The organism is Mesorhizobium sp. B2-1-3, assembly GCF_006442495.1.
Classification (GTDB): Bacteria; Pseudomonadota; Alphaproteobacteria; order Rhizobiales; family Rhizobiaceae; genus Mesorhizobium.
The window spans coordinates 202,752-222,214 of sequence record NZ_VFWL01000009.1; the positions used below are offsets into that span (position 1 = coordinate 202,752).

Annotated in this window: 18 protein-coding genes; 8 read left to right on the forward strand and 10 right to left on the reverse strand. The window is 62.9% G+C overall.

From position 1 onward, the window contains the following. Positions 1–20: 20 nt before the first annotated feature. The 8 genes from FJ973_RS17160 to FJ973_RS17195 form a co-directional block, all read right to left on the reverse strand. Positions 21–1,100 carry a glycosyltransferase gene (locus FJ973_RS17160; RefSeq protein WP_140556873.1) on the reverse strand — a complete coding sequence of 360 codons (1,080 nt, stop codon included), beginning with the start codon at positions 1,098–1,100 and terminating at the stop codon, positions 21–23. A 65-nt stretch (positions 1,101–1,165) separates the two neighbouring features. Beyond that, positions 1,166–1,612: a hypothetical protein gene (locus tag FJ973_RS17165; protein ID WP_140497175.1), complete on the reverse strand. Its 447-nt coding sequence runs from the start codon at positions 1,610–1,612 to the stop codon at positions 1,166–1,168. A gap of 14 nt (positions 1,613–1,626) precedes the next feature. Further along, positions 1,627–3,069, reverse strand: a complete 1,443-nt coding sequence (locus tag FJ973_RS17170) for a GMC family oxidoreductase (protein ID WP_140512929.1) — start codon at positions 3,067–3,069, stop codon at positions 1,627–1,629. A gap of 93 nt (positions 3,070–3,162) precedes the next feature. Continuing rightward, entirely contained in the window at positions 3,163–4,494 is a 1,332-nt protein-coding gene (locus FJ973_RS17175) for a UDP-glucose/GDP-mannose dehydrogenase family protein (RefSeq protein ID WP_140556874.1), read from the reverse strand. Positions 4,495–4,567: 73 nt separating this feature from the next. Beyond that, on the reverse strand, positions 4,568–5,440 hold the full coding sequence (locus FJ973_RS17180; RefSeq protein WP_140556876.1) for a family 16 glycosylhydrolase: 873 nt from the start codon (positions 5,438–5,440) through the stop codon (positions 4,568–4,570). 136 nt (positions 5,441–5,576) lie between these two features. Then, a complete protein-coding gene (locus tag FJ973_RS17185) occupies positions 5,577–5,978 on the reverse strand; it encodes a hypothetical protein (protein ID WP_140556878.1) in 402 nt (133 codons plus the stop codon). 223 nt (positions 5,979–6,201) lie between these two features. Next, positions 6,202–7,224, reverse strand: coding sequence for a glycosyltransferase (locus tag FJ973_RS17190; RefSeq protein WP_140512925.1), 1,023 nt, complete (start codon positions 7,222–7,224; stop codon positions 6,202–6,204). A 70-nt stretch (positions 7,225–7,294) separates the two neighbouring features. Further along, positions 7,295–8,422: a nucleotidyltransferase family protein gene (locus FJ973_RS17195; RefSeq protein WP_140556880.1), complete on the reverse strand. Its 1,128-nt coding sequence runs from the start codon at positions 8,420–8,422 to the stop codon at positions 7,295–7,297. A gap of 522 nt (positions 8,423–8,944) precedes the next feature. Between FJ973_RS17195 and FJ973_RS17200 the strand changes: the two genes are divergently transcribed. The 6 genes from FJ973_RS17200 to FJ973_RS17225 all read left to right on the forward strand — a co-directional run bounded on the left by FJ973_RS17200 (position 8,945) and on the right by FJ973_RS17225 (position 14,786). Then, the gene (locus FJ973_RS17200) at positions 8,945–9,097 is read left to right on the forward strand and encodes a lasso peptide (protein WP_140497189.1); all 153 of its coding nucleotides are present in this window, start codon (positions 8,945–8,947) and stop codon (positions 9,095–9,097) included. Positions 9,098–9,263: 166 nt separating this feature from the next. After that, positions 9,264–9,563, forward strand: coding sequence for a PqqD family protein (locus tag FJ973_RS17205; protein ID WP_140497191.1), 300 nt, complete (start codon positions 9,264–9,266; stop codon positions 9,561–9,563). A 118-nt stretch (positions 9,564–9,681) separates the two neighbouring features. Continuing rightward, entirely contained in the window at positions 9,682–10,056 is a 375-nt protein-coding gene (locus tag FJ973_RS17210; protein ID WP_224618327.1) for a lasso peptide biosynthesis B2 protein, read from the forward strand. A gap of 3 nt (positions 10,057–10,059) precedes the next feature. Then, the gene (locus tag FJ973_RS17215) at positions 10,060–11,967 is read left to right on the forward strand and encodes a lasso peptide isopeptide bond-forming cyclase (RefSeq protein ID WP_140556881.1); all 1,908 of its coding nucleotides are present in this window, start codon (positions 10,060–10,062) and stop codon (positions 11,965–11,967) included. Further along, positions 11,964–12,935 carry a serine kinase gene (locus FJ973_RS17220; protein WP_140556883.1) on the forward strand — a complete coding sequence of 324 codons (972 nt, stop codon included), beginning with the start codon at positions 11,964–11,966 and terminating at the stop codon, positions 12,933–12,935. The genes FJ973_RS17215 and FJ973_RS17220 overlap by 4 nt, the downstream gene beginning before the upstream one ends. A gap of 6 nt (positions 12,936–12,941) precedes the next feature. Then, positions 12,942–14,786 (forward strand): ABC transporter ATP-binding protein, encoded by a 1,845-nt coding sequence (locus tag FJ973_RS17225; protein WP_140556885.1) that lies wholly within the window; start codon positions 12,942–12,944, stop codon positions 14,784–14,786. An 18-nt stretch (positions 14,787–14,804) separates the two neighbouring features. Here FJ973_RS17225 and FJ973_RS17230 read toward each other — a convergent pair whose 3' ends face one another. Then, positions 14,805–15,080 carry an exopolysaccharide production repressor exox gene (locus tag FJ973_RS17230; RefSeq protein ID WP_140512914.1) on the reverse strand — a complete coding sequence of 92 codons (276 nt, stop codon included), beginning with the start codon at positions 15,078–15,080 and terminating at the stop codon, positions 14,805–14,807. Between the two features lie 600 nt (positions 15,081–15,680). On the opposite strand from FJ973_RS17230, the gene FJ973_RS17235 reads away from it, so the two are divergent. Further along, complete coding sequence (locus FJ973_RS17235; RefSeq protein WP_140497203.1) at positions 15,681–16,358, forward strand: sugar transferase; 678 nt, start codon at positions 15,681–15,683, stop codon at positions 16,356–16,358. Positions 16,359–16,468: 110 nt separating this feature from the next. Further along, positions 16,469–17,734 (forward strand): polysaccharide biosynthesis/export family protein, encoded by a 1,266-nt coding sequence (locus tag FJ973_RS17240; RefSeq protein WP_181167418.1) that lies wholly within the window; start codon positions 16,469–16,471, stop codon positions 17,732–17,734. Positions 17,735–17,960: 226 nt separating this feature from the next. Here FJ973_RS17240 and FJ973_RS17245 read toward each other — a convergent pair whose 3' ends face one another. Then, the gene (locus tag FJ973_RS17245) at positions 17,961–19,262 is read right to left on the reverse strand and encodes an O-antigen ligase (protein ID WP_140556887.1); all 1,302 of its coding nucleotides are present in this window, start codon (positions 19,260–19,262) and stop codon (positions 17,961–17,963) included. Positions 19,263–19,463 lie beyond the last annotated feature (201 nt).

Consider the following 19,463-nt stretch of genomic DNA (forward strand, 5'->3'; position numbering starts at 1 on the left):
GGTGCCAGCCTGAGCCCTGGCTACGCCGCCTGTCGCGAACGCTGCTGTGTGGCCTTGTCCAGTATGGAAAAGAAGGTGAGGAACTGGCGGTCCGGATCGAGCTCCGGACGCTCGGAGAAGCTGCGCGCCGTGGCCGAGAGCCGGTCATATTCCTGGCGGTCGTTCCACAGCAGCCTGACAGCCGCGATCCAGTCGGCGAGCGGCGCATCGTAATCCAGCACCACGCCGCCCGGGCCGATCGCTTCGGGCAGCCCGCCGCGCCGCGAGCCAATGACGGGAATGCCGCTGCAATGGGCTTCCGAGGCCACACGGCCCCAGGCCTCTTCCCATTTGCTGGGCGCCAGCAGGATCCTGGTGCGGCCATAGACGGTCTTCATGTCGCCGGTGCGGTTCTCCAGCCTGATGTTGGAGAACGGGGCGATGGTCTGCTCGATGCGGGCGCGATGATCGTCGGCGAGCTTCCAGCTCTCCACGAACAGGAACGGAATCTCGGGGCAGGCGCCGGCGATGCGCACGGCGAGCTCGAAGCCTTTCTCCTCGTACGGATTGATCAAGGTGACGAACTGGCCCGTGGTCGGCGTGCTGTAGAGGGCGGCATTGATGGTCGGCGGCAGCACCGCCGCATCGATGCCGAACTTCTGTTTGTAGGCGCGCGCGGTGAATTGCGAATTGGCGATGTAGAGCGCCGAATGCAGCTCGCGCAGATCGCCGCCCAGCTCATGGAACTCGACGTTCCTGAGATAGACGACCAGCGGCACGCCTTCGGCCTGCAGCGCCTTGCCCACCGGAACCGACTTGTGGCATTGGACGACGGCCACGTCCGGCTTCAATCTGCGGACGGCAAAGTCGGCCGCCTTCCAGGGAAACCAAGCCCGCACCACCGGATAGCCGGGAAAACTGTCGATGACCGCCGGCTGACGCAGCAGCTTCATCTTGGCGCGCGCCTTGAAGCCGAAGACACCGTCGCCGAACAGGGCGGCCAGTACGGCCGCCTCATGGCCGTGCTCGATCAACTGTTCCGCCAGATGATGGGTGCTCGACTGGACGCCGCCGCTGAATTCGGGCGTGTATCCGTTTCCGCCTGCAAAAAGAACTTTCATGGTCCTGGCTCCTGGTTCTTTCGCGTTTCGTTCAATGTGGCCGGAGAGCTTGCTCCGGCACCGCCTCAGGCACTCTGTTGCTCGAGATTGGCGAACGGATTGGTGCATGGCTGCCATCCGGTGAACCGGATCGGATCGCCCGGCGAACTGCGCCAGGCGTAGTCGGTCAGCATGTGGAATTCGGCGATCAGCCAGCGGTCGAAATGCAGGAGGTCCTGCTTCTTCTGCTCCGGCAGCAGAGCGCGGGCTTTGCCCAGCCTTGTCTCCTCGAGCAAGGTGACGGCGTCGCTGAGTTTCTTGCTCGGGAATATCCACGGGTTCCTGTCGCGGAACGCCAGGACAAACTGCTGCAAATGCTCGATGCGCATGTTGAGCTTGCCGAAATATTTCTCGAGCGTGACGCGCACCAGATCCTCATCCGAAAACGAGGATACTGCCGCGTAGGCAATGCCGGTCGACACCACCCCGCCCGCCATGACGGCCAGTGCGGAGCGTCGCGAGATCTCTATCATCTGGTTTGCTCCTCTCACGCCATCCGGCTCGCCGCCCGCAGGGACAGCGCTGCCGCGGTCAGGCTCGGATTGGCGCATGAACAGCTCGGATATGTGCTGGTGCCGACCACGACCAGGTTCCTGAGCTGGTGATGAATCATGCCGCTGTCGACCACCGAATCGGCCGGGCCCGTTCCCATCCGGAGCGTACCCTGGACATGCGATTCGGTTGGCCGGATGCCGCGATCGAAAAGCTGTTCGACCGGCAGCGGGGCGAGCAGCCCGGGCAGTTTCTCCAGCGCCCGCGCCATGCCCTTGACCGCGTAGTCCGACGGCGCCTTGAAGCTGACGAAGGCGTTGTCGTCCTCGTCGAGCGTGACGAAATTTTCATGGTCGAGCAGGTTCTCGGTCACCACGACAAGCGGCAGAGCCTGGCGCAGCCGTCCCTTCTCGGCGCGCATGCCGTGTTGCCAGCGGTTCTCGAAATAGACCAGCGCCGCGGCGTGCTCGGACCGGTGCGGACCGTCATAGAGACCGAAATTCAAGCCGGTGGTGATGGTGCTGCCGTCGAAATTGTCGACACCGTCGAGATAGACCTCGAAATTCCAGCCATAGGATTCATGCAGGCCGCGGCCGACGAATTCGCCTCCCAGGCCGGACCGCAGCATGATCGCCGCGCTCTGGATGGCATTGGCGCCGAGAATGAAGAGGTCGCCGCTGACCTGATATTCCTTGCCGCCATGGACGAAGGTGACCGAGCGGACCGTCCCGCCGACATGATCGAGCCTGCGCACTTCCGAACCGAGGCAGACCGACACGTCGGGATGCTCGAAGACATGCATCAGGCCATTGTTGGCGGTGAACTTGGCGTCGACCGGGCATAGCCAGCATCTGAGGTTGGCGCAGCACGAGGTGCGCTGCGCGGTCGGCACGCGGGCGCGCGCGGTGGGCATAACGAAATGCTGGCCTGGCTGCGCCGCCTTCATCATCCGGTCGGGCGTCGACATGCGGTGCGGCGGCTGCGGAAAGGGCTTCGAGCGCGGCAGCATCGCCGCCATGTCGGGATCGCCCGAGATCGACATGATGTCTTCGGCGTCGCAATAGAACGGCTCGACGTCGTCATAGCTGATCGGCCAGTCATTGCCGATGCCGTAAGTGCTTTTCAGCCTGAAGTCGTTGGGATGGAACCTCGGCGTCTGCGCGAACCAGCAGTTGGTGCCGCCGCCCAGCCCGATCGTGTAGTTCCAGGGCTTGTCGGAATTGGTCTTGTAGGTCGACTCGTCCTCGATGTCGGTGTTGACGTTCTGCTTGAGCTGCCATTCATGCGTGTTGTGGCGGCCCCATTCCAGAAGCAGGATGCGCGCCTTACGCCGCTTCGTGAATTCGTGCAGGAAGAAGGCCGAACCGAAACCGGAACCGATCGCGACAACGTCGAAGTGGTCCTTGGTGATCTGCTCCGGCTTTACGTCCAGCACCATCAGCCGCAACTCCTTTCCGGGTCTTGTGCGTTCGTCATGGCAAGCACACCGGCCGGCCGCGGCGATCCCACATTGGATTGCCCAAACCCGGTCTCATGCCGCCATCCTGCCGATCGAGTGATATTCGATGCCGTGGCGGGCGATGACCTTGGGATCATAGAGGTTGCGGCCGTCGAAGATGATCGGCGTGGTCAGCGCGTCCTTCAGCGCGTCGAAGGAAGGCGCACGAAAACTCTTCCACTCGGTGGCGATCAGCAGCGCATCGGCGCCGCGCAGCGCCGCTTCCTTGGTGCCGCACAGAAGCAGGTCGTCGCGCAGCCCATAGATGGCTTGGCATTCCTGCATCGCCTCGGGATCATAGGCCTGCACGGTGGCGCCGACGTTCCAGAGTGCCTCCATCAGCGTGCGGGCGGGCGCCTCGCGCATGTCGTCGGTGTTGGGTTTGAAAGCCAGGCCCCAGAGCGCGAAGGTCTTGCCCTTGAGGTTGCCCTTGAAATAGCGGTTCACCTTGTCGAACAGCACGGATTTCTGCTCGTTGTTGCGCTCCTCGACGGCGCGCAGCAGCTTGGCGTCGAACTTGACGCCTTCGGCGGTCTTGATCAGGGCGCGCACGTCCTTGGGAAAGCAGGAGCCGCCATAGCCGAGGCCCGGATAGATGAAGTGGTAGCCGATGCGCGGATCGCTGCCGATGCCCTTGCGAACCTCCTCGATGTCGGCGCCAAGCTGTTCGGCAAGGTTCGCCATTTCGTTCATGAAGCTGATCTTGGTGGCGAGCATGCAATTGGCCGCGTATTTGGTGAATTCGGCGCTGCGCACGTCCATCACGATCATCTTCTCGTGGTTGCGGTTGAAGGGCGCGTAGAGCTCGCGCATCACCGCCTCGGTGGCCTCGCTCGATGTGCCGACGATGATGCGGTCCGGCCTCATGCAATCGGCGACGGCGGACCCTTCCTTGAGGAATTCCGGATTGGAAGCGACGTCGAAGGTCAGGTCCTCGCGGCCTCTTTTCTTCAGCGTTTCGGCGATCCTGGCCTTGATCTTCTCGCAGGTGCCGACCGGCACGGTCGACTTGCCGACGACGATCTTGGGCGCATCCATTTCCCGGCCGATCGCCTCGGCGACCGCCAGCACATATTTGAGATCGGCCGAGCCATCCTCGCCGGGAGGCGTACCGACCGCGATCATCTGGATTTCACCATGCCTGACGGCGGCGGCCGCGTCGGTGGTGAACTTGATGCGGCCGGCGGCATGGTTCTCCCTGACGATGCTTTCCAGGCCCGGCTCGAAAATCGGGACGAGACCTTGATTGAGCCGCTCGACCTTGTTCGCGTCGATGTCGACGCAGACGACCTGATGGCCGACTTCGGCAAGCACAGCAGCCTGCACGAGACCGACATAGCCGATACCAAACACCGTCAAATTCATTCTGTTTTGTTCCTGTCCAGGGCAGCGGACCGTGGTCGGCCCGGCCGGTTCAAATCGACTTTCCCAATAGGTTCTACTTTACGCTGCATGCCAGCGATTCCGGAAACTGGCAGGGTTCGCCCTGCGCGGTGAAGGCGACGCGCTCGATCTGCAACGAAAGCTTGCGTCCGGGATCGGCGAATGCGCCCAACCATCCGGTCATCGTATCGCTGCCCCAGAGGCTGAAGAAGATCTTCTGAGCATGGCTGGGCAGCTTTGCCGGATCGGTGATGGTGTTCACCAGCTGGCCGTTGACGTACCAGCGCAAACTGTCCTTCTGCCAGACGAAGGCGTAGTCGTTGAAGGCCTTTTCCGTGCCGCCCGGCACGTCGACCAGCTTCTCGTTCTTGCCCTTGCCGGCGATGTATGCATTGACCTGCACCTTGGACGTGTCCTTGGTCAGGATCTCGAAGTCGATCTCGTCCCAGGGCTGCTTGTCCGACGGGCCGATATAGGAGAAGAAAGCCGCGTTGAGGCCGGGACCGGTGTCGGTCTTCATGCGCGCCTCGTAGGTGCCGTAGCCGAAGCGCTGCTTGGTCTGGATTTCGCCGCAAGCGTAGTCGCGGTCCTTCGTCTTCTGCTTCTCGAAACCCAATGACAGCACGCCGTCCGCCAGGCTGACCTGTCCCTTCGCCCAGGTGCAATTCTGATGGCCGCCATTCGTCCAGCCATCGGAGACATACCAGCGCTGGCGGTTGAAGCTGGTGAAATCATCGACGAATGAGGGCGCCGACTTCAGATCTTGCGACCAGGATGGCGCCGGCCCGGCGAACAGGCTAGCGAGAGCCAGCGCGACCAGGGCAGCCCTGCGTCCGGTGGAATCGCCTGGGCGGGCTTGCCTGGCCTGGCGCGTTGACGATATGCCGCGAACTGCGACGGTGAACGTGGTTCTCGGATCCGCATTCATACGAAACTCAACCTTTGCGCTGTGCATCCCCAACCCAAAGTAGCCATTCGAGCCGTTGCCAAACGGCGCTTTCTTTCTCTCGTCAGCCCCTCCCCAAGCTGCCGTCTCGCCTCGCGCCAAATCCACCCTTCAGCCTTCACCCTCTGCCGGCGCCTGCCAGTTTGGCGAGCCCCTCGCTGGCCGTCATATCGGACGACCCGTCCTCATCGAAAACCATATCCAGCGAATGACGAAGCTCCCGGACCATGCCGTTCTGGCGCGACAGCGCCGCGATGCGGCGCTCGCAATTCAGGATCGACGTCGTCAATTCATCGACCTCGGCGGAACGGCGCGCAGACGCCGAGCCGTTCTCCATGGCCTCGACCAGAAAGGCGGCGTTGGTGGCCGTCGCCTTGTAGCGATTCTCCAGCCCGTTTCGCTCGGCCTCGATCTCGGCCGCGATCTGCTCGAACAGCTTCGCCAGGCGGTCGAGGCGCGAGATGTCGGTCTGGCGGTCGCGGGCCGGATTCCTTGATCTGAAGCCGAATATCGAGGCCATGCGTTCAAAGTCCTGTGGTAGTCCGGCCGTCGGCCGGGCCCCTTACCGGTTCAATATCGGGCAGTCCGATCGGAGGCCGGTTCATTGGCCATCCTAATTGCTGCACCGCAACATAGACTGCCATCCTCCGGCCGGCTAGGCAACCACCCAATTCGTAAACTCATAAATCCGCCGGAAATGCTTTGCGCGACGGGCTGGCAAGAGCGCGGCCGGACGCCCGCATTCAAGGCTGCTTGCCCGTGCTGGTGCCGGCCATGAGAAAACGCATTGGCGGCACATGTTGACGACGGGAGGCGAACCCGACGCGGCGAAACAGCGCCTCGAGCTTGTCGGACGCCACGCCCTGGACGATGGGAACCAGGTTGGATTGGCTTGCGAAGGCATAGGCCGCGGCCGACGCCAGGCCCCGCTCGGCCTTGACGTCGAGGAAATTGCGCAGCCGGTATTTGTCGCGCACGTGGCGCTCGTGGCGGCGCAGCACCGCTTTGGAACCCTCAGGCAGGCTGTCGATCGCCAGCAGCGCCAGGTCGGCGTCGGCAAGACGCTTCAGGTCCTGGGTCTTGTGGCGGCCGCTCAGCGAATCGGCCCGCACGATGGCGCCGTAACCGCAGGAGCGGATGACCTTGAAGCGCGCGCCGCTGGCGACCGCGCGCGCGTAGAGTTCGTAATCCTCGCCCAGACGCAAGCTCTCGTCATAGCGCAAGCCGTGCCTGTCGAGAAAAGCGCGGCTGATCACCGGCTTGAGGAAACCGAGTTCGCCTCTGCGCACGTTGCGCCTGGAGATGTTGCCTTCGACGAAGCGCTCCAGGTCGAGGAATTCCGGCTCGGCCGCGAACTGCGGTGCGACGATCTGGGTGACATCGCTCAAGGCGTCGTCCCTGATGAGCATGATGTTGTCGGCCGCGAAATCCCAGTCCGCGCCGGCAAACAGATTGTGAAATCTGCCCGCGAGAAAGAAGTCGTCGGCGTCCAGAATGGCGATGAATGGCGATTGCGAGGCGGCGATGGCGGCGTTGCGGGCGAAGGAGGGGCCGCGATTGACGTCGAGACGGATCACCGCGAGCCGGTCGCTGCCGTCATCGGCGGCGCGGGCGACTTGGGCCGTGTCATCGGTGGAGGCGTCATCGACGACGACGACTTCGGCCACTTCCGGTTCGCGCAGCGCGGACGCGATGGCGACCGCGATTGTTCGCGCCGCGTTTCGGGCCGCGATGATCACGCAGACCTTTGATTCCGTCATCGACATGAATTTGCCTCTTGCACAGGTTCCATTCTGCCCTCGCCCTGTACGTGTTCGATGCCCGACAGGCTTCCCGTCACGGGCTGCCCTGCCGTTCGAAGATGCGGCGGCTGATGTCGGCCGATGCCGCCCAGCCGGCTTCCGCCAGATAGCGGACCGGCGCACGACCGCACAACTCCCACAGCACGGTGCGCCGCTGCGGCCATCGCAGGGATGACAGCCATGGCGCGATGACCATGTTGAGCAGATCCTCATTGCCGATGCGCGACAGCATCCGCGCGGCGCGCTGCGACAAGAGCGTGTCGGCGCCGCCGAGGAGCACGTCGGCGGCGCGCAGGCCAAGCAGCAGCGTGTCGTCCAGCCCCTGCGCCGCGGCGGCGTCGAGCAGGCGCTGCTGCTCGGCTTCGTCCAAGCGGTCGGCGCTGGCGCGCACGTCGCAGACGTAACCGGCGCAGGGTTCCCGGTTAAAAAGCGCCTTGGCGACGCTGATGCAGGACAACAGCAGAGTGTCGGCCACCGATGTGAACGGCACCTCGACGCCGGTGATCTCGACCTGCCGTTTGCGCCGCAGGAAGCCATCCGCGTCGCGCGGGCTGGGCGAGCCGGGTTGCTGGAGCCGATAATGCAGATCGACAGTGGATTGCGTCGGCCCGTCGCCGCGGATCATGTGCTGTTCGCCGAGGAAACGGACCCACCAGACGGAGCGCGACTTGCCGGCGATCTCGTATCCGATCGAGCGGAGCGCCTCGCGCGCCCTGAAAAACCCGGCCGGCGCCACCAATATGTCGACATCGCCCGAAGGCTTCATGAAATGATCGTCGTAAAGCAGATGCTGCTGGAAGGGACCTTTCAGGAAAACGAAATCGATCTGCCTGTCGCGCAGCGCCGCCTGGATCGCCATCGAATCCATGATGCAGGACGCGTTCATCGAAACGGTCTTCCGGCGGTAGGCGTCGAGCCATTGGGAGAGCTGGGCCGGCGGCCCGTTCGCGGGTGCGCTCGACAGCACCTTGAGGATAAAGGTCGCGACCTTGTTCAACCTGGCTATGTCGGTGACATTGGTTACGGAGAGGCCGGAGGCATCGCCGGGCGCGGCGCCGGATCGCGCCGCGAAGAACAGCCGCAGACAGGCCTGCACATAGGCGATCTCGCTGGCGCAATCGGCGGCGCGCAGTCGCTCATATGAACGTTCGGTCAGGGCCATCGGGCGCACGGTTCTCCAGAAGCGATCGGCGCGACGCCTATGCTGCAGGTGCGAAGCAAAGCATCGCCAAAAACTTTTGCGCCGTCCAGTTTTTCCTTTTGCAGCGCAAAAATCCGGCCCCGACGTTTATCGAAACCGGCTCGGGCGAACGATGAGGAGAACTGCTGGACCACAAGGGACGAGTGGCCTTTTCGGCGTTCCGTAGCAAACCTACCGGGAGACCCGGTGCTAGGGCATTATTGTCGCCATGCCTTGAAGTGACAGGGCTTAAAAAGTTTATATATGCAAATCAATTTCTTATGCTGACCTAGTGCATTAGGCCCATATGCAGGGATCTCGAGGCGATCAAGGCCAAAGCTTGAGATCGTTACTCACGACTGTGTCTGCGCGCGCAGTCCATAATTGATTAATGCGCGGTAAATCAGGCTTGACTCATAAATGCTGCCATGCAGCTATTGCATCGCAGCATGAAAGTGCCGCCGGCAATCGACAGGCCGTTTCCAGTCCTTGATGGAGTGTAAAATGGAACAGAATGTTGAAAAACAGGAGTACGAAACGCCCAGCCTGACGGTTCATGGTTCGATTGAAACCATCACTCAGGGCGGTGGCGGCAACACGGCGCTCGACGCAGCATTTCCTGCGCACACGCCGATTGGCGACCTGACGTTCTCCTGAACCTGTCCTGATTCTGGAGGGACACGTTGGGCCTCTGGAATCCAAGAACCATAAAGGGAGTCGGGGTGAAAATCCCGGCCTCTCTTCATTGCCTGACCCGGCTTTTCTTCATCGCCAGAATGGTCGGCACGCATTGCGGACAGTGTGTAGCAAACGAGGTTTTCGGATGAACTGGAACCCATCTGACCACGATCGCGTAAGTGCGACCAAGGAAGCGGTTGCCTGCGAATTCGGCAATGGCCTGGCGCTTCTCAACCTGAAATCCAACATCTACTACAGCCTCAACGGGGTAGGCACGTTCATCTGGGAGCTGATTCAGGAGCCGAAACCAATTGCCGAAATCCGCCGGGCCGTGCTCGCGCGCTATGATGTCGACGCCGAGCGCTGCAGGGCCGATGTCGACGCGCTGTTGAAAGGTCTGGCCGATAGCGGACTTGCGAGGCTGCATCATGAGGAACCTGTCTAGGCAGGTTCCGCAAAAGCGGGTCACGGTTTTGCGGCAAGAACCTGCGACGGAGAAAAGTCCCGACCAGACGAAGCACCGGCGGCGTCGGCTTCGAGCTCTCTCCCTGAGTGGCCCGGAAATGCTGTTCCTCTGCCGCTGCCTGCTGGTGGTCGCGGCCGTTCGCCTGGGGCTGACCCTGTTCTCCTACAACCGCCTTCGCGGCATCGTCACCCGGCTGGAGGCGCGTGAATGCGCCAGCACGGGAGAGCTGCGCCGTGTCGCCTGGGGCGTTGCCGCCGCGGCCCGCCTGGTGCCGCGCGCAAGCTGCCTCACCCAGGCGCTCGCCGGCCAGTACATTCTCGCCCGCCAGGGCAACGCCTCGAAGATCCGCATCGGCATCGAGCGCGACACCGGCCGGCAGCTGAAGGCGCATGCCTGGCTGATCAGCGGCAACCATGTCGTCCTTGGCGGCTCGATAGACAGGTTTGTCCCTCTCGTCGACTATGGTCAATGACTGATGAGCGGCGTGGCCGGTATCCTGCACGGGCACGAGGCGCCGGAGTCCGCAGCCGATATCCAGCGCATGCTGGCCCGCATGCGTCATCGCGCCCGCGACGGCAGTTCGTGGTGGACCGACAAGGCTGTCGCGCTCGGCCACGCCTGGCTCAACACGACCGATGAAGCCGGCCCCGGCCCGCTGACGATGGCGGGCGGCAAACTGGCCGTCACCGCGGATTGCCGCCTGGACAATCGCGACGAGCTGACGGCACGGCTCGGCGTCCGCGACGCATCGGTTGCCGACGCCGTGCTCCTGATGTGGGCCTATCTGCGCTGGGGCGAAGCCTGTCCCGTGCACCTGCAAGGCGACTTCGCCTTCGCCATCTGGGATGCCGAGCGGCAGGTGCTGTTTTGCGCGCGCGATCATTTCGGCGTCAAACCGTTCTACTATCACGCGGACGGGCAGCGCTTTGTCTTTGCCTCCGAGATCGGCCCGATCCTTGGCGTCACCGGGGCCGGCGCCCGCCTCAGCGAACATCAGATCTCGGGTTTCCTGGCAGGGCTGCCAGACGATCCGCAAGCGACGCCTTATACCGATATTTTCCGCCTGCCGGCGCGCCACAGCCTCACTGTGACGGGGCAGCGCGTGACGCTGCAGCGATACTGGCAGATCGAGCCGTCGTCGCGGCCTATGCGCCCGGACGCCGCCGAGGAATTCGCCCACCTCTTCTCGCAGTCCGTGCGCAACCGCATGCGCGGAAGCGCGGCGGTCGGGGCCATGCTGAGCGGCGGCCTGGACTCCTCTTCGATCGCCTGCGTGGCGGGCCGGCAAAACCTGTCCGAGGGAAAGCCGAGGCTGCCCACCTTTTCGCTGGTTTTCGAACGCGGTTCGGCGATGGACGAAACCCCCTTCATAGACGCGGTGCTGGAACAAGGGCGCGTCGACGGCACGCTGATCCCGGTCGGCAACTACGCGCCGTTCGCGGAATTCGAACGGGTGCTGGAAGAGCAAGAAGGAACGTTCCTGGCGCCGGGCCTTACGCTCACCCGGGAGGTATACAGGACGGCGGGCGCCAAAGGCGTCAAGGTGCTTCTCGACGGCCATGGCGGGGACGAAGTCGTATCGCAGGGGCACGGCCATCTGCACGAGCTTGCCAACGCAGGCAAGTGGCTGGAGCTGTGGCGCGAGATCCGCAGCGCTTCCAACACCTATGGCGACGGCATGCTCGGCATGTATTTCCAGTTCCTGACCATCTACGGGCCTGCCTGGCGCGTGGCCAGGCTCAGGCACGCCGCGAACCGGCTCCTGCACAGGCTGCGAAAGCCGGCCCAGGGCGGAAGCTGGCGCGACCTGATCAATGCCGATCTTGCCGGCCGCACCGAGCTTATCGAGCGGGTTCACCGAGCCGGCTACAAGCCGCCCGACGTCAGCGCCAGCGAGGCGCTGACCCACCGCTGGATTCTTTCCAACGGCTATGTGCCGCATGCTTTCGAAGTCCTCGACAAGGCGGCCGCCAATTTCGGCGTCGAACCTCGTTATCCCTTCTGGGACAAGCCGCTGGTCGAGTTCTGCCTGGCATTGCCGGGCGAGGAGAAGCTCAGCCGCGGTTTTGGCCGCTACGTGCTGCGCCGCGCCATGCAAGACGTGCTGCCGGCGGCGGTCCAGTGGCGGCGCGACAAGATCGATTTCACCGGCAATCTCGTCAACGGCATGCTGCGCAACCACCGCGACCTCCTGGAACAGGTGCTCGGCCCGGACGCCGGCCGCATCGAACCCTACATAAACCTGCCGGCCGTGAAGGCTGCCTATGCCCGGCTGCTCAGTCGGCCCGACCGGCCGGCGCCGCTCGATGTCCAGTATGTCTGGCGCTCGGCGTCGCTGTCGCTGTGGCTGCGGCAGGTGCAGCGCGCCGGGAGTGCCGCATGACGCCGTTGAACGAGCCGCTGGCCCTCCGCCCGCGCGCGCAAGGCTGGCCGCGCGGACAGCGCCGTTTTTATCGGGCCTACGGCCTGACCATCGCTTCCGAGGTGACATTGCCAGAACTGGAGCCGGCCGAACCCGCAGCGGCGGATATCGTGATCAGTGTCGGCGCGATCGATATGCCGAAGCCTTCGCCCGAGGCCGCGACCATTTTCCGCTTCGAACCGGATCGGCAATATCTGGCATGGCACGCCGTCGCCGCGTTCCTGATCAGCGACGCCTGCCGCATCGAGGTCGAGCCGGCGCCCGGCATCGACGACGCACTGATCGCGTTCCCGCTGCTGGGACCGGTGATGGCGCTCATCCTGCACCAGCGGGGCCTGCTCGTGCTGCATGCCAGCGCCGTCGCGATTGCCGGCAAAAGCGCCATCTTCATGGGCGACAAGGGCGCCGGAAAATCGACGACGGCAAGCGCCATGATCCGTGCCGGACACGAACTGCTTACCGATGACGTCGTGGCGCTCGATCTCAGCCATCCGGACGAGCCGATGATCGTCCCGGGTTTTCCCCAGATCAAGCTGGCGGCCGACGCCGCTGCCGCGATTTCGCTTGAAGGGGCACAAGTGCGGCCGCAGGTGCATCCGGCTATCAACAAGGCCCAGCACCGATTGCACGGGGCGTTCTCGCGCGACAGGGTTCCGGCGACCCGCATCTATATTCTCGAGCGCGGCCAAAAGACTGAGATCTCGCCCATGCCCGGCATCGCCGCTTTGCCGGCCGTGATCAGATTTTCATATGTCACGCGCTTCGGCCGCGCCGCCCTGGTCGGCGATTTCGCGGCGGCGCATCTCGGGCATTGCGCACGGCTCGCCGATCGCGTCGGCGTGTGCAGGCTCGAAGTGCCGACGGGGCTCGACAGGATCGGCGAGGTCGTGAGCCTCGTCGAGCATGACCTGATGGCCGGACAGGGATAGCAGGAGATGTCGAAATCATCGCTCCTTCGCCCGTCATTGTTTCGGGAAATCGCCGGGTTCGGCGCCGTTATCGCCCAGATAGGCGGGCGGCGGGCCTGGACGGCGCTGCTCTTCCTGATCCTGGGCAGCCTGACCGAAGGCATCTCCATCCTGTTGCTGGTTCCGCTGTTGCAGCTGGTCGGACGCTCCGGCCAGGACTTCGCGATCAAGCTGCCCGACAATGATTTCATGCGCTGGCTGGTGCCGGACGGCACGCTGAAGCTGACCACGATGCTGTGCATGCTGGTGGCGCTGGTCGCGCTGCAGGCCGCCTTCAACCGCTTCAAGTCGGTCTACATGGCCAGTCTTCTCTTCGATTTCATCAACCGCCTGCGCATGAACCTGTTCGAAAGCATCGGCAAGGCACGATGGGGCGTCTTCACGCGCATGCGCGGCTCCGACCTCGACCATGCGCTGACCGGGGACATAGACCGCGTCCAGGGCGCGGCCTTCTCGCTGCTGATGCTGGTGCAGATCGCCGTGCTTCTGGCCGGCTATCTCGTGATCTCCATGTTCATTTCGCCGGTCATGACGCTGTTCGCCGTGGTCATTGGCATCCTGATGTTCCTCGCGCTGCGGCCATTCCGGTCGCGGGCGACCGCCTTTGGCCAGGTCCTGACCACCAACCGGCAGGATCAATACCGGACGGTCTCGGAATTCCTCGGCGGCATCAAGGTGGCCAAGAGCCTGAACATCGAGGCGACCTATTTCGCGCAGTTGCAGGCGACACTCGAAAGGATGAAGGCCGACAACATCGCCTATGTGCGCAACAGCTCGACCGGCACCGCCCTGTTCCAGGTGGCGAGCGTGATCGGCTTGAGCCTGTTCATCTATGTGGCGCTGGTTCGCTTCGACCTCTCACTGGCCGAGATCGTGGTGCTGCTGCTGGTCTTCATGCGCATCGCGCCGCGCTTCATGGACATGCAGACGCAAGCGCAGCAGGTCCTGATCAACCTGCCCGCCTATGCCGCGATGCGCAGCCTGCAGATGCGTTTCGACGCCGAGCGGGAACCTGGCCATGCCGGGATCGAGGACGCTCGAAAGCTGTCGCTCGATTTCGGACTGAATGTTCGCGGCGTCTCCTTCGCCTACGAGGACGGCGCCGCCAAGACGGTGGTGAGCGACATCACCTTCGGCCTTCCGGCCGGCAAGGTCACCGCCCTTATCGGCCCTTCGGGATCAGGCAAGAGCACGATCGCCGACATGCTGCTCGGCCTGCTCGAGCCGACAGCCGGCACGATCCTCGTCGATGGCGTCGAGATCGACGCCGCCAATCGCCGGGGCTGGCGCGACCAGGTCGCCTACGTGCCGCAGGACGTGTTTCTCCTGCACGACACGATCGCGGCGAACCTGCGCCTGGCCGCACAGCAAGCAAGCGACGATGAATTATGGGCCGCATTGCGATCGGCCCATGCGGCCGAATTCGTCGAACGGCTCGACCTCAAGCTCGAAACGGTGGTCGGCGACCGCGGCGTGCGGTTGTCGGGCGGCGAACGCCAGCGGATCGCGCTGGCGCGCGCCTTGCTGCGCAAGCCGTCGCTGCTCATCCTGGATGAAGCGACCAGCGCGCTCGACTGGCAAAACCAGGCGCTGATCGCGCAATCGATCGACGGGCTGCGCGGCTCGATGACGATCCTGACCATCGCGCACCGGCCATCGATGATCGCGTTCGCCGACTGGGTGGTCGCGATGGAAAACGGCCGTGTCGTCGAGGTCGGGCAATATCGGCGGCTGAAGGCGAAAGCAGGAAGCCGGTTGTCCCGGATGCTTTCGGGCGAACAATCTGAGTCCGAACCCGCCGACGTGGCCTGAGGCCAAGCCTGGTCTGGGTCAGTGAAGGCTTCGCCCGGCGCCGCCCAGCTTTTCACCCTCGGCCACCTCGGCCGAACTCAGCTTTCTTTCGGCCTCGCGTGTCCTGTCGGCCGGCGTCGGCGCGCTTTTGACGATCATGGCATAGACGAGCACGAAGTAGCCCGCCTGGATGACCACGGCACAAATGATGACGCGCAGCAGCGTCGTGCCTATTGAAGCGCCGCCCAGCCATGACCAGCCAACGACGATCGCAAGAGCGAAAATCATCCCAACGATGAATTTTGGAAGCGACATACCCAACAGCCCACAAACCGGCCCGGGTATATTCCAATCGTTGCCCCACCCGAGCGTCGTCCCTTGTTATGCGGGCTTGTTAAGTCGCCCGCTCCCGGCCGGTTGCTTCCGGCCTTTCAACCTGTCGCCACTTTGACAGGTATAATTTGCAATTCTATTAAGGCGAGCAAAAGGCCGCAAGGGCAACTGCATTTATTTTTAGGTGAGCTTTTGCGCTCGACTCGCTCATGCTGCAACGCACACGACGGGATTACGCGCAACTTCGGCTCTTTGGTGTTTTTCAGTAGAATCTACAATATTGAATAGTATTTTATGTGAATACGATCGAATATCATGCCACGCTAAAGCACCAACGAGCTCCACTCAGGGGCATAAAGAACGCCCCGCCTAGAAGTTGCCCCAAAAGCGCCTCTATTTTTCCCGCTATGCCCATTTATTGTCTTAAATGTGCTAAATATTCCGAAATTTGTGCAGGGCGCGCTTATTATTTAGTCAATTCATGACGTGACTATTTCAAAGGTGTGGGAAATTGTGTGTTGCGCTGCAACATTTTTTTGATATCGTGCCGTAAACCATCCGGTCAACGCATGGAGTTTTGGCATGAGGGATGTTGCCAAGTCGGCCACAGCGGAGTTTTCGCAGGCTGGCGTCGATTTTCCACCGCCGATCGGCGGCCTTATCAAGCGCAGTTTCGATATTGCCGGTTCACTGGCCGCCCTGATCGCTCTCAGCCCGCTGTTCGTGATGATAGCGCTGCTCGTCAAATTCTCCGATGGCGGATCGATTTTTTACGGTCACCGGCGAATCGGGCGTGGCGGACGGGTTTTCCCTTGTCTCAAGTTCCGCACCATGGTGCCGGACGGCGAAAGGGTGCTGGCTGCCTATCTGGCGGCCAATCCGGAAGCCAAGGCGGAATGGATAGCCACCCGCAAGCTGAAGAACGATCCGCGCGTCACCCGGGTCGGCGCGGTCCTGAGGAAACTCAGTCTCGATGAGTTGCCGCAGGTCATCAACATCCTTCAGGGCGACATGAGCCTTGTCGGACCTCGCCCGGTCGTGCGTGACGAACTGGAGATCTATGGCAGCGCCGCCGTGTATTACCTGAAGTCCCGCCCCGGCCTGACCGGCCTGTGGCAGGTCAGCGGCCGCAACGACGTCTCCTATGACAGCCGCGTCGCGTTCGATCGCCACTATGTCGAGAATTGGTCACTTTTTGAGGATATTCGCATCATCATCAAGACAGTTCCGGCTGTCTGGATGTCGCGCGGCTGCTACTGAGCGGTCGCGAACCGGATCGCACGCGGGAGATTTCTCCCGGCAGGCATCGGGCGCAGGCTCATCGGGCTGGTGGGGCCAAAGCGGATCGGAACATTCAGTTGAAGATAGACATGTTCGAAGTTTTTTGCAGCGGCCCGCATTCGGGCCGCTCGCGGCGTTTGCGGCTCGTGGCCAGCTGCCTGGCCCTGTCGCTCGCCCTGCCTCGGATCGCCATTGCCGACGAGTACCATCTCGGATCGCAAGACAAGCTCACCATCCGTATCGCGGAGTGGCAGACCGTCGAAGGCACGTTCCGCGACTGGTCGGCGGTGAATGGCGTATACACGGTCGGGCCGGCCGGAATGCTGTCGGTGCCTTTCGTCGGCGAGCTGCCGGCATCCGGCAAGACAACGGCCGAAGTCGCGGCGGCGATCGGCGAGGCGCTGCAGCACAAGCTCGCTTTGTCGGACCGGCCCGAGGCATCGGTCGAAATGGCGCAGTTCCGGCCGTTCTATATTTCGGGTGAGGTGCAGAACCCCGGCCAATTCCCCTATGTGCCCGATCTTACGGTGCTGAAGGCGGTCAGCATCGCCGGCGGCATCCGGCGAAGCGCCGACTACGGCCCGCAGCTCGGCAAGGACCTGGTCACCGCCAAAGGCAATTTCGACATATATGACGATCAGCGCGTTCGACTGATCGTCAAGCGCGCGCGCATCGATGCCGACCTTGCGGGCAAGTCGAGCTTCGACGTGCCGAAGGAGGTCGAGGGCGATCCGAGACTGCAGGCCATCGTCGCGGACGAGATGACGATCCTCACGGCTGACCAGAAGGCGCTGAAGCTGAAGCTCGAGGCGCTCAGCGACCTGAAAGGAGTTCTGCAGGCCGAGATCGAATCGCTGCAGAAGAAGATCGTCAACCAGCAGAAGCAGGTCGACCTGGCGCAGCAGCAACTCACCAGCATCGGTCCGCTGGCCCAGAAAGGTCTGGTCGCCAACGCAAGACTGCTGGATTCGCAACAGTCCGTCACCGACCTTCAGGGCAAGATCCTGGACTACGAAACGGCCATCCTCACCGCCAAGCAAGCGATCAGCAAGGCAACGCAGGATGCCATCGATGCCCAGAACACGCTGAGCTCGAGCCTCGCCGCCGACCGGCAGCAGACCGAAGCCGACCTGAACGAGGCCGCGCTGAGGGTCAACATGCAGAAAGGATTGATGGCCCAGGCCACCGATCCCGCCACCGTGGCCGCCAGCGCAACCAACGAAGAGCCCACCCTGATCTATTCACTGCTGCGCGCTGCCGACGGCAAGACGAGCGAGATTGCGGTCAAGGAAGACACGCCGGTGCTGCCGGGCGATGTGATCAAGGTCAAGCTGGCGCCAATGCCCAGCCAGTAGGCGATCGAACCGCCTAAGATAAGAGCAGTTCACCGTTCACGAAAAACCGCAAGCTGCTCTATCCCTTTGTTTTTGCGCAATTCCGGACGGAAAGCGCTGCGCGCGTTTCCCGGGGAAGCCGTACACACTTTCCTGAAATTGCTGGAGCGGGGCGGCGTTTGAGGGAATCGCCAGCCGCTCTATCGCCTTGCTTTGACGCAATCCCAAACGGGAAACCGATCGGTATTCATCGAGCGGCGTCCGTGCCAGGCTCGGGGCCGCTCCAGCCTCTGGCGGCATTTGCCTCTTCGACCCTTGCCGCAGACAGGCGAGGACGGGCAACGGGCAGTCGCGCCAGCTTGAAGAAGCTGAAATACATCAGGAAGGAACCCATGATGTAGGGGTTGAGGATCTCGACCTCGACGAAGGAGCGGATCAGGAGCAGCACCATGACGCCGGCCAGAACGACCGAATCCGCCCGCCATGTCCCGAACGCCACCGCCGAGACATGGCCGTAGAGCGTGCGCAGGATGACCAGCGAAACCAGCGTCGCCCCGACGAAGCCGAGTTCGACAAGGGCTTCGATGTAGGTGTTGTGGAAGTGGAAGCCGGTGCGGGTGGTGATGTAGAACTCGTTCCACAGGCGCTCGGCCTCGGCAAAGCCCTGGACCCAGTATGCGGCATAACCGACGCCGAGCATGGGCGCCCTCTGCGCGGCGTTCCAGCCCTGCTCCCACAGATAGGTGCGCCCGGTGAGCGTCGAATCCTTGCCGAACAGGCCGAGGACGAAGTCCATGAGGCCGAGATTCAGCGCCACAAGGATAGCGACGACCAGCATGCCTGTGCCGACCAGGAAGATCACCCGGCGGTAGCGTCGCGACAGCACCTTGCTCATGGCAAGCAGCATCACCAGCGCCAGCACCGCCGGTGTCGAGGCCATCGAGGTGGCCGAATGCGAGATGACCAGCAGATAGGCCGACAAAAGCACCACCGGCACGGTCAGGAACAGGCTCAGCCGGCCGTGCCTGAGGAAGGCGATGAAGACGACGCTGAAATAGATGCCGAGCGAGGCGACGAAGCCGATCTGGTTCTTGGAGGCGAAGGCGCCGACGAAATTATAAGTGCCGTCGAGGACGTCCTCGGAATAGGCCCCGACCTTGAGAGAGTAGAGCAGGACGACGAATATGCCGACCAGGGCGCCTATTGTCAGGGTCCGCACACTGACGGCTCGCGCCGCGACATAGGCGCAGGCGATGTGGGAGAAGTACTGGACGGCCGTTCTCGCGGTGATGCCGGGAGCGTCCGACCAGAAGACGGAGAAGCATACATAGGCCGCGAACGACAATGGCAGCCAGGCGCTGGACAGATGCCGCAGGAACCGCCTGTAGTCGACCATGATGAGGGGCAGCCACACCGCATAATAGGCCAGGATCAGCACCTGGCCGAATATGACGGAGTAGGAGAATGCCCAGACCGAGACGGCAACGGCAAAACTGCCGTAGACCGAGTTCCTCTCGGGATCGACCAGCAAGGACTTTGGAATCTTCATCTCAGGTTCTCGCCGAGCCTACCCCGGACCGCCGCGTAGCCGGCAGGCATCTCCGTAAGAAGGGTGCAATCGACGGCATCTCCATTGTGCAGTGCAATATAACCTATCGCGCCGCGCGCTCAATGGCAAATGCGGTCACCTTGTCTTACAGCCAGGCGAGCGCCGAGAGATCAGGTCCGGGACACGCCCGGACGGGATCGG

What these genes read in the sequence shown, in the direction of transcription:
- FJ973_RS17170 (WP_140512929.1), bottom strand. Translation starts at nt 3,069, where the DNA reads ATGGTGCTGGACGTAAAGCCGGAGCAGATCACCAAGGACCACTTCGAC.
- FJ973_RS17220 (WP_140556883.1), top strand. Translation starts at nt 11,964, where the DNA reads ATGACGCCGTTGAACGAGCCGCTGGCCCTCCGCCCGCGCGCGCAAGGC.
- FJ973_RS17210 (WP_224618327.1), top strand. Translation starts at nt 9,682, where the DNA reads ATGCTGTTCCTCTGCCGCTGCCTGCTGGTGGTCGCGGCCGTTCGCCTG.
- FJ973_RS17160 (WP_140556873.1), bottom strand. Translation starts at nt 1,100, where the DNA reads ATGAAAGTTCTTTTTGCAGGCGGAAACGGATACACGCCCGAATTCAGC.
- FJ973_RS17245 (WP_140556887.1), bottom strand. Translation starts at nt 19,262, where the DNA reads ATGAAGATTCCAAAGTCCTTGCTGGTCGATCCCGAGAGGAACTCGGTC.
- FJ973_RS17225 (WP_140556885.1), top strand. Translation starts at nt 12,942, where the DNA reads ATGTCGAAATCATCGCTCCTTCGCCCGTCATTGTTTCGGGAAATCGCC.
- FJ973_RS17190 (WP_140512925.1), bottom strand. Translation starts at nt 7,224, where the DNA reads ATGTCGATGACGGAATCAAAGGTCTGCGTGATCATCGCGGCCCGAAAC.
- FJ973_RS17240 (WP_181167418.1), top strand. Translation starts at nt 16,469, where the DNA reads ATGTTCGAAGTTTTTTGCAGCGGCCCGCATTCGGGCCGCTCGCGGCGT.
- FJ973_RS17180 (WP_140556876.1), bottom strand. Translation starts at nt 5,440, where the DNA reads ATGAATGCGGATCCGAGAACCACGTTCACCGTCGCAGTTCGCGGCATA.
- FJ973_RS17230 (WP_140512914.1), bottom strand. Translation starts at nt 15,080, where the DNA reads ATGTCGCTTCCAAAATTCATCGTTGGGATGATTTTCGCTCTTGCGATC.
- FJ973_RS17195 (WP_140556880.1), bottom strand. Translation starts at nt 8,422, where the DNA reads ATGGCCCTGACCGAACGTTCATATGAGCGACTGCGCGCCGCCGATTGC.
- FJ973_RS17235 (WP_140497203.1), top strand. Translation starts at nt 15,681, where the DNA reads ATGAGGGATGTTGCCAAGTCGGCCACAGCGGAGTTTTCGCAGGCTGGC.
- FJ973_RS17175 (WP_140556874.1), bottom strand. Translation starts at nt 4,494, where the DNA reads ATGAATTTGACGGTGTTTGGTATCGGCTATGTCGGTCTCGTGCAGGCT.
- FJ973_RS17215 (WP_140556881.1), top strand. Translation starts at nt 10,060, where the DNA reads ATGAGCGGCGTGGCCGGTATCCTGCACGGGCACGAGGCGCCGGAGTCC.
- FJ973_RS17185 (WP_140556878.1), bottom strand. Translation starts at nt 5,978, where the DNA reads ATGGCCTCGATATTCGGCTTCAGATCAAGGAATCCGGCCCGCGACCGC.
- FJ973_RS17205 (WP_140497191.1), top strand. Translation starts at nt 9,264, where the DNA reads ATGAACTGGAACCCATCTGACCACGATCGCGTAAGTGCGACCAAGGAA.
- FJ973_RS17165 (WP_140497175.1), bottom strand. Translation starts at nt 1,612, where the DNA reads ATGATAGAGATCTCGCGACGCTCCGCACTGGCCGTCATGGCGGGCGGG.
- FJ973_RS17200 (WP_140497189.1), top strand. Translation starts at nt 8,945, where the DNA reads ATGGAACAGAATGTTGAAAAACAGGAGTACGAAACGCCCAGCCTGACG.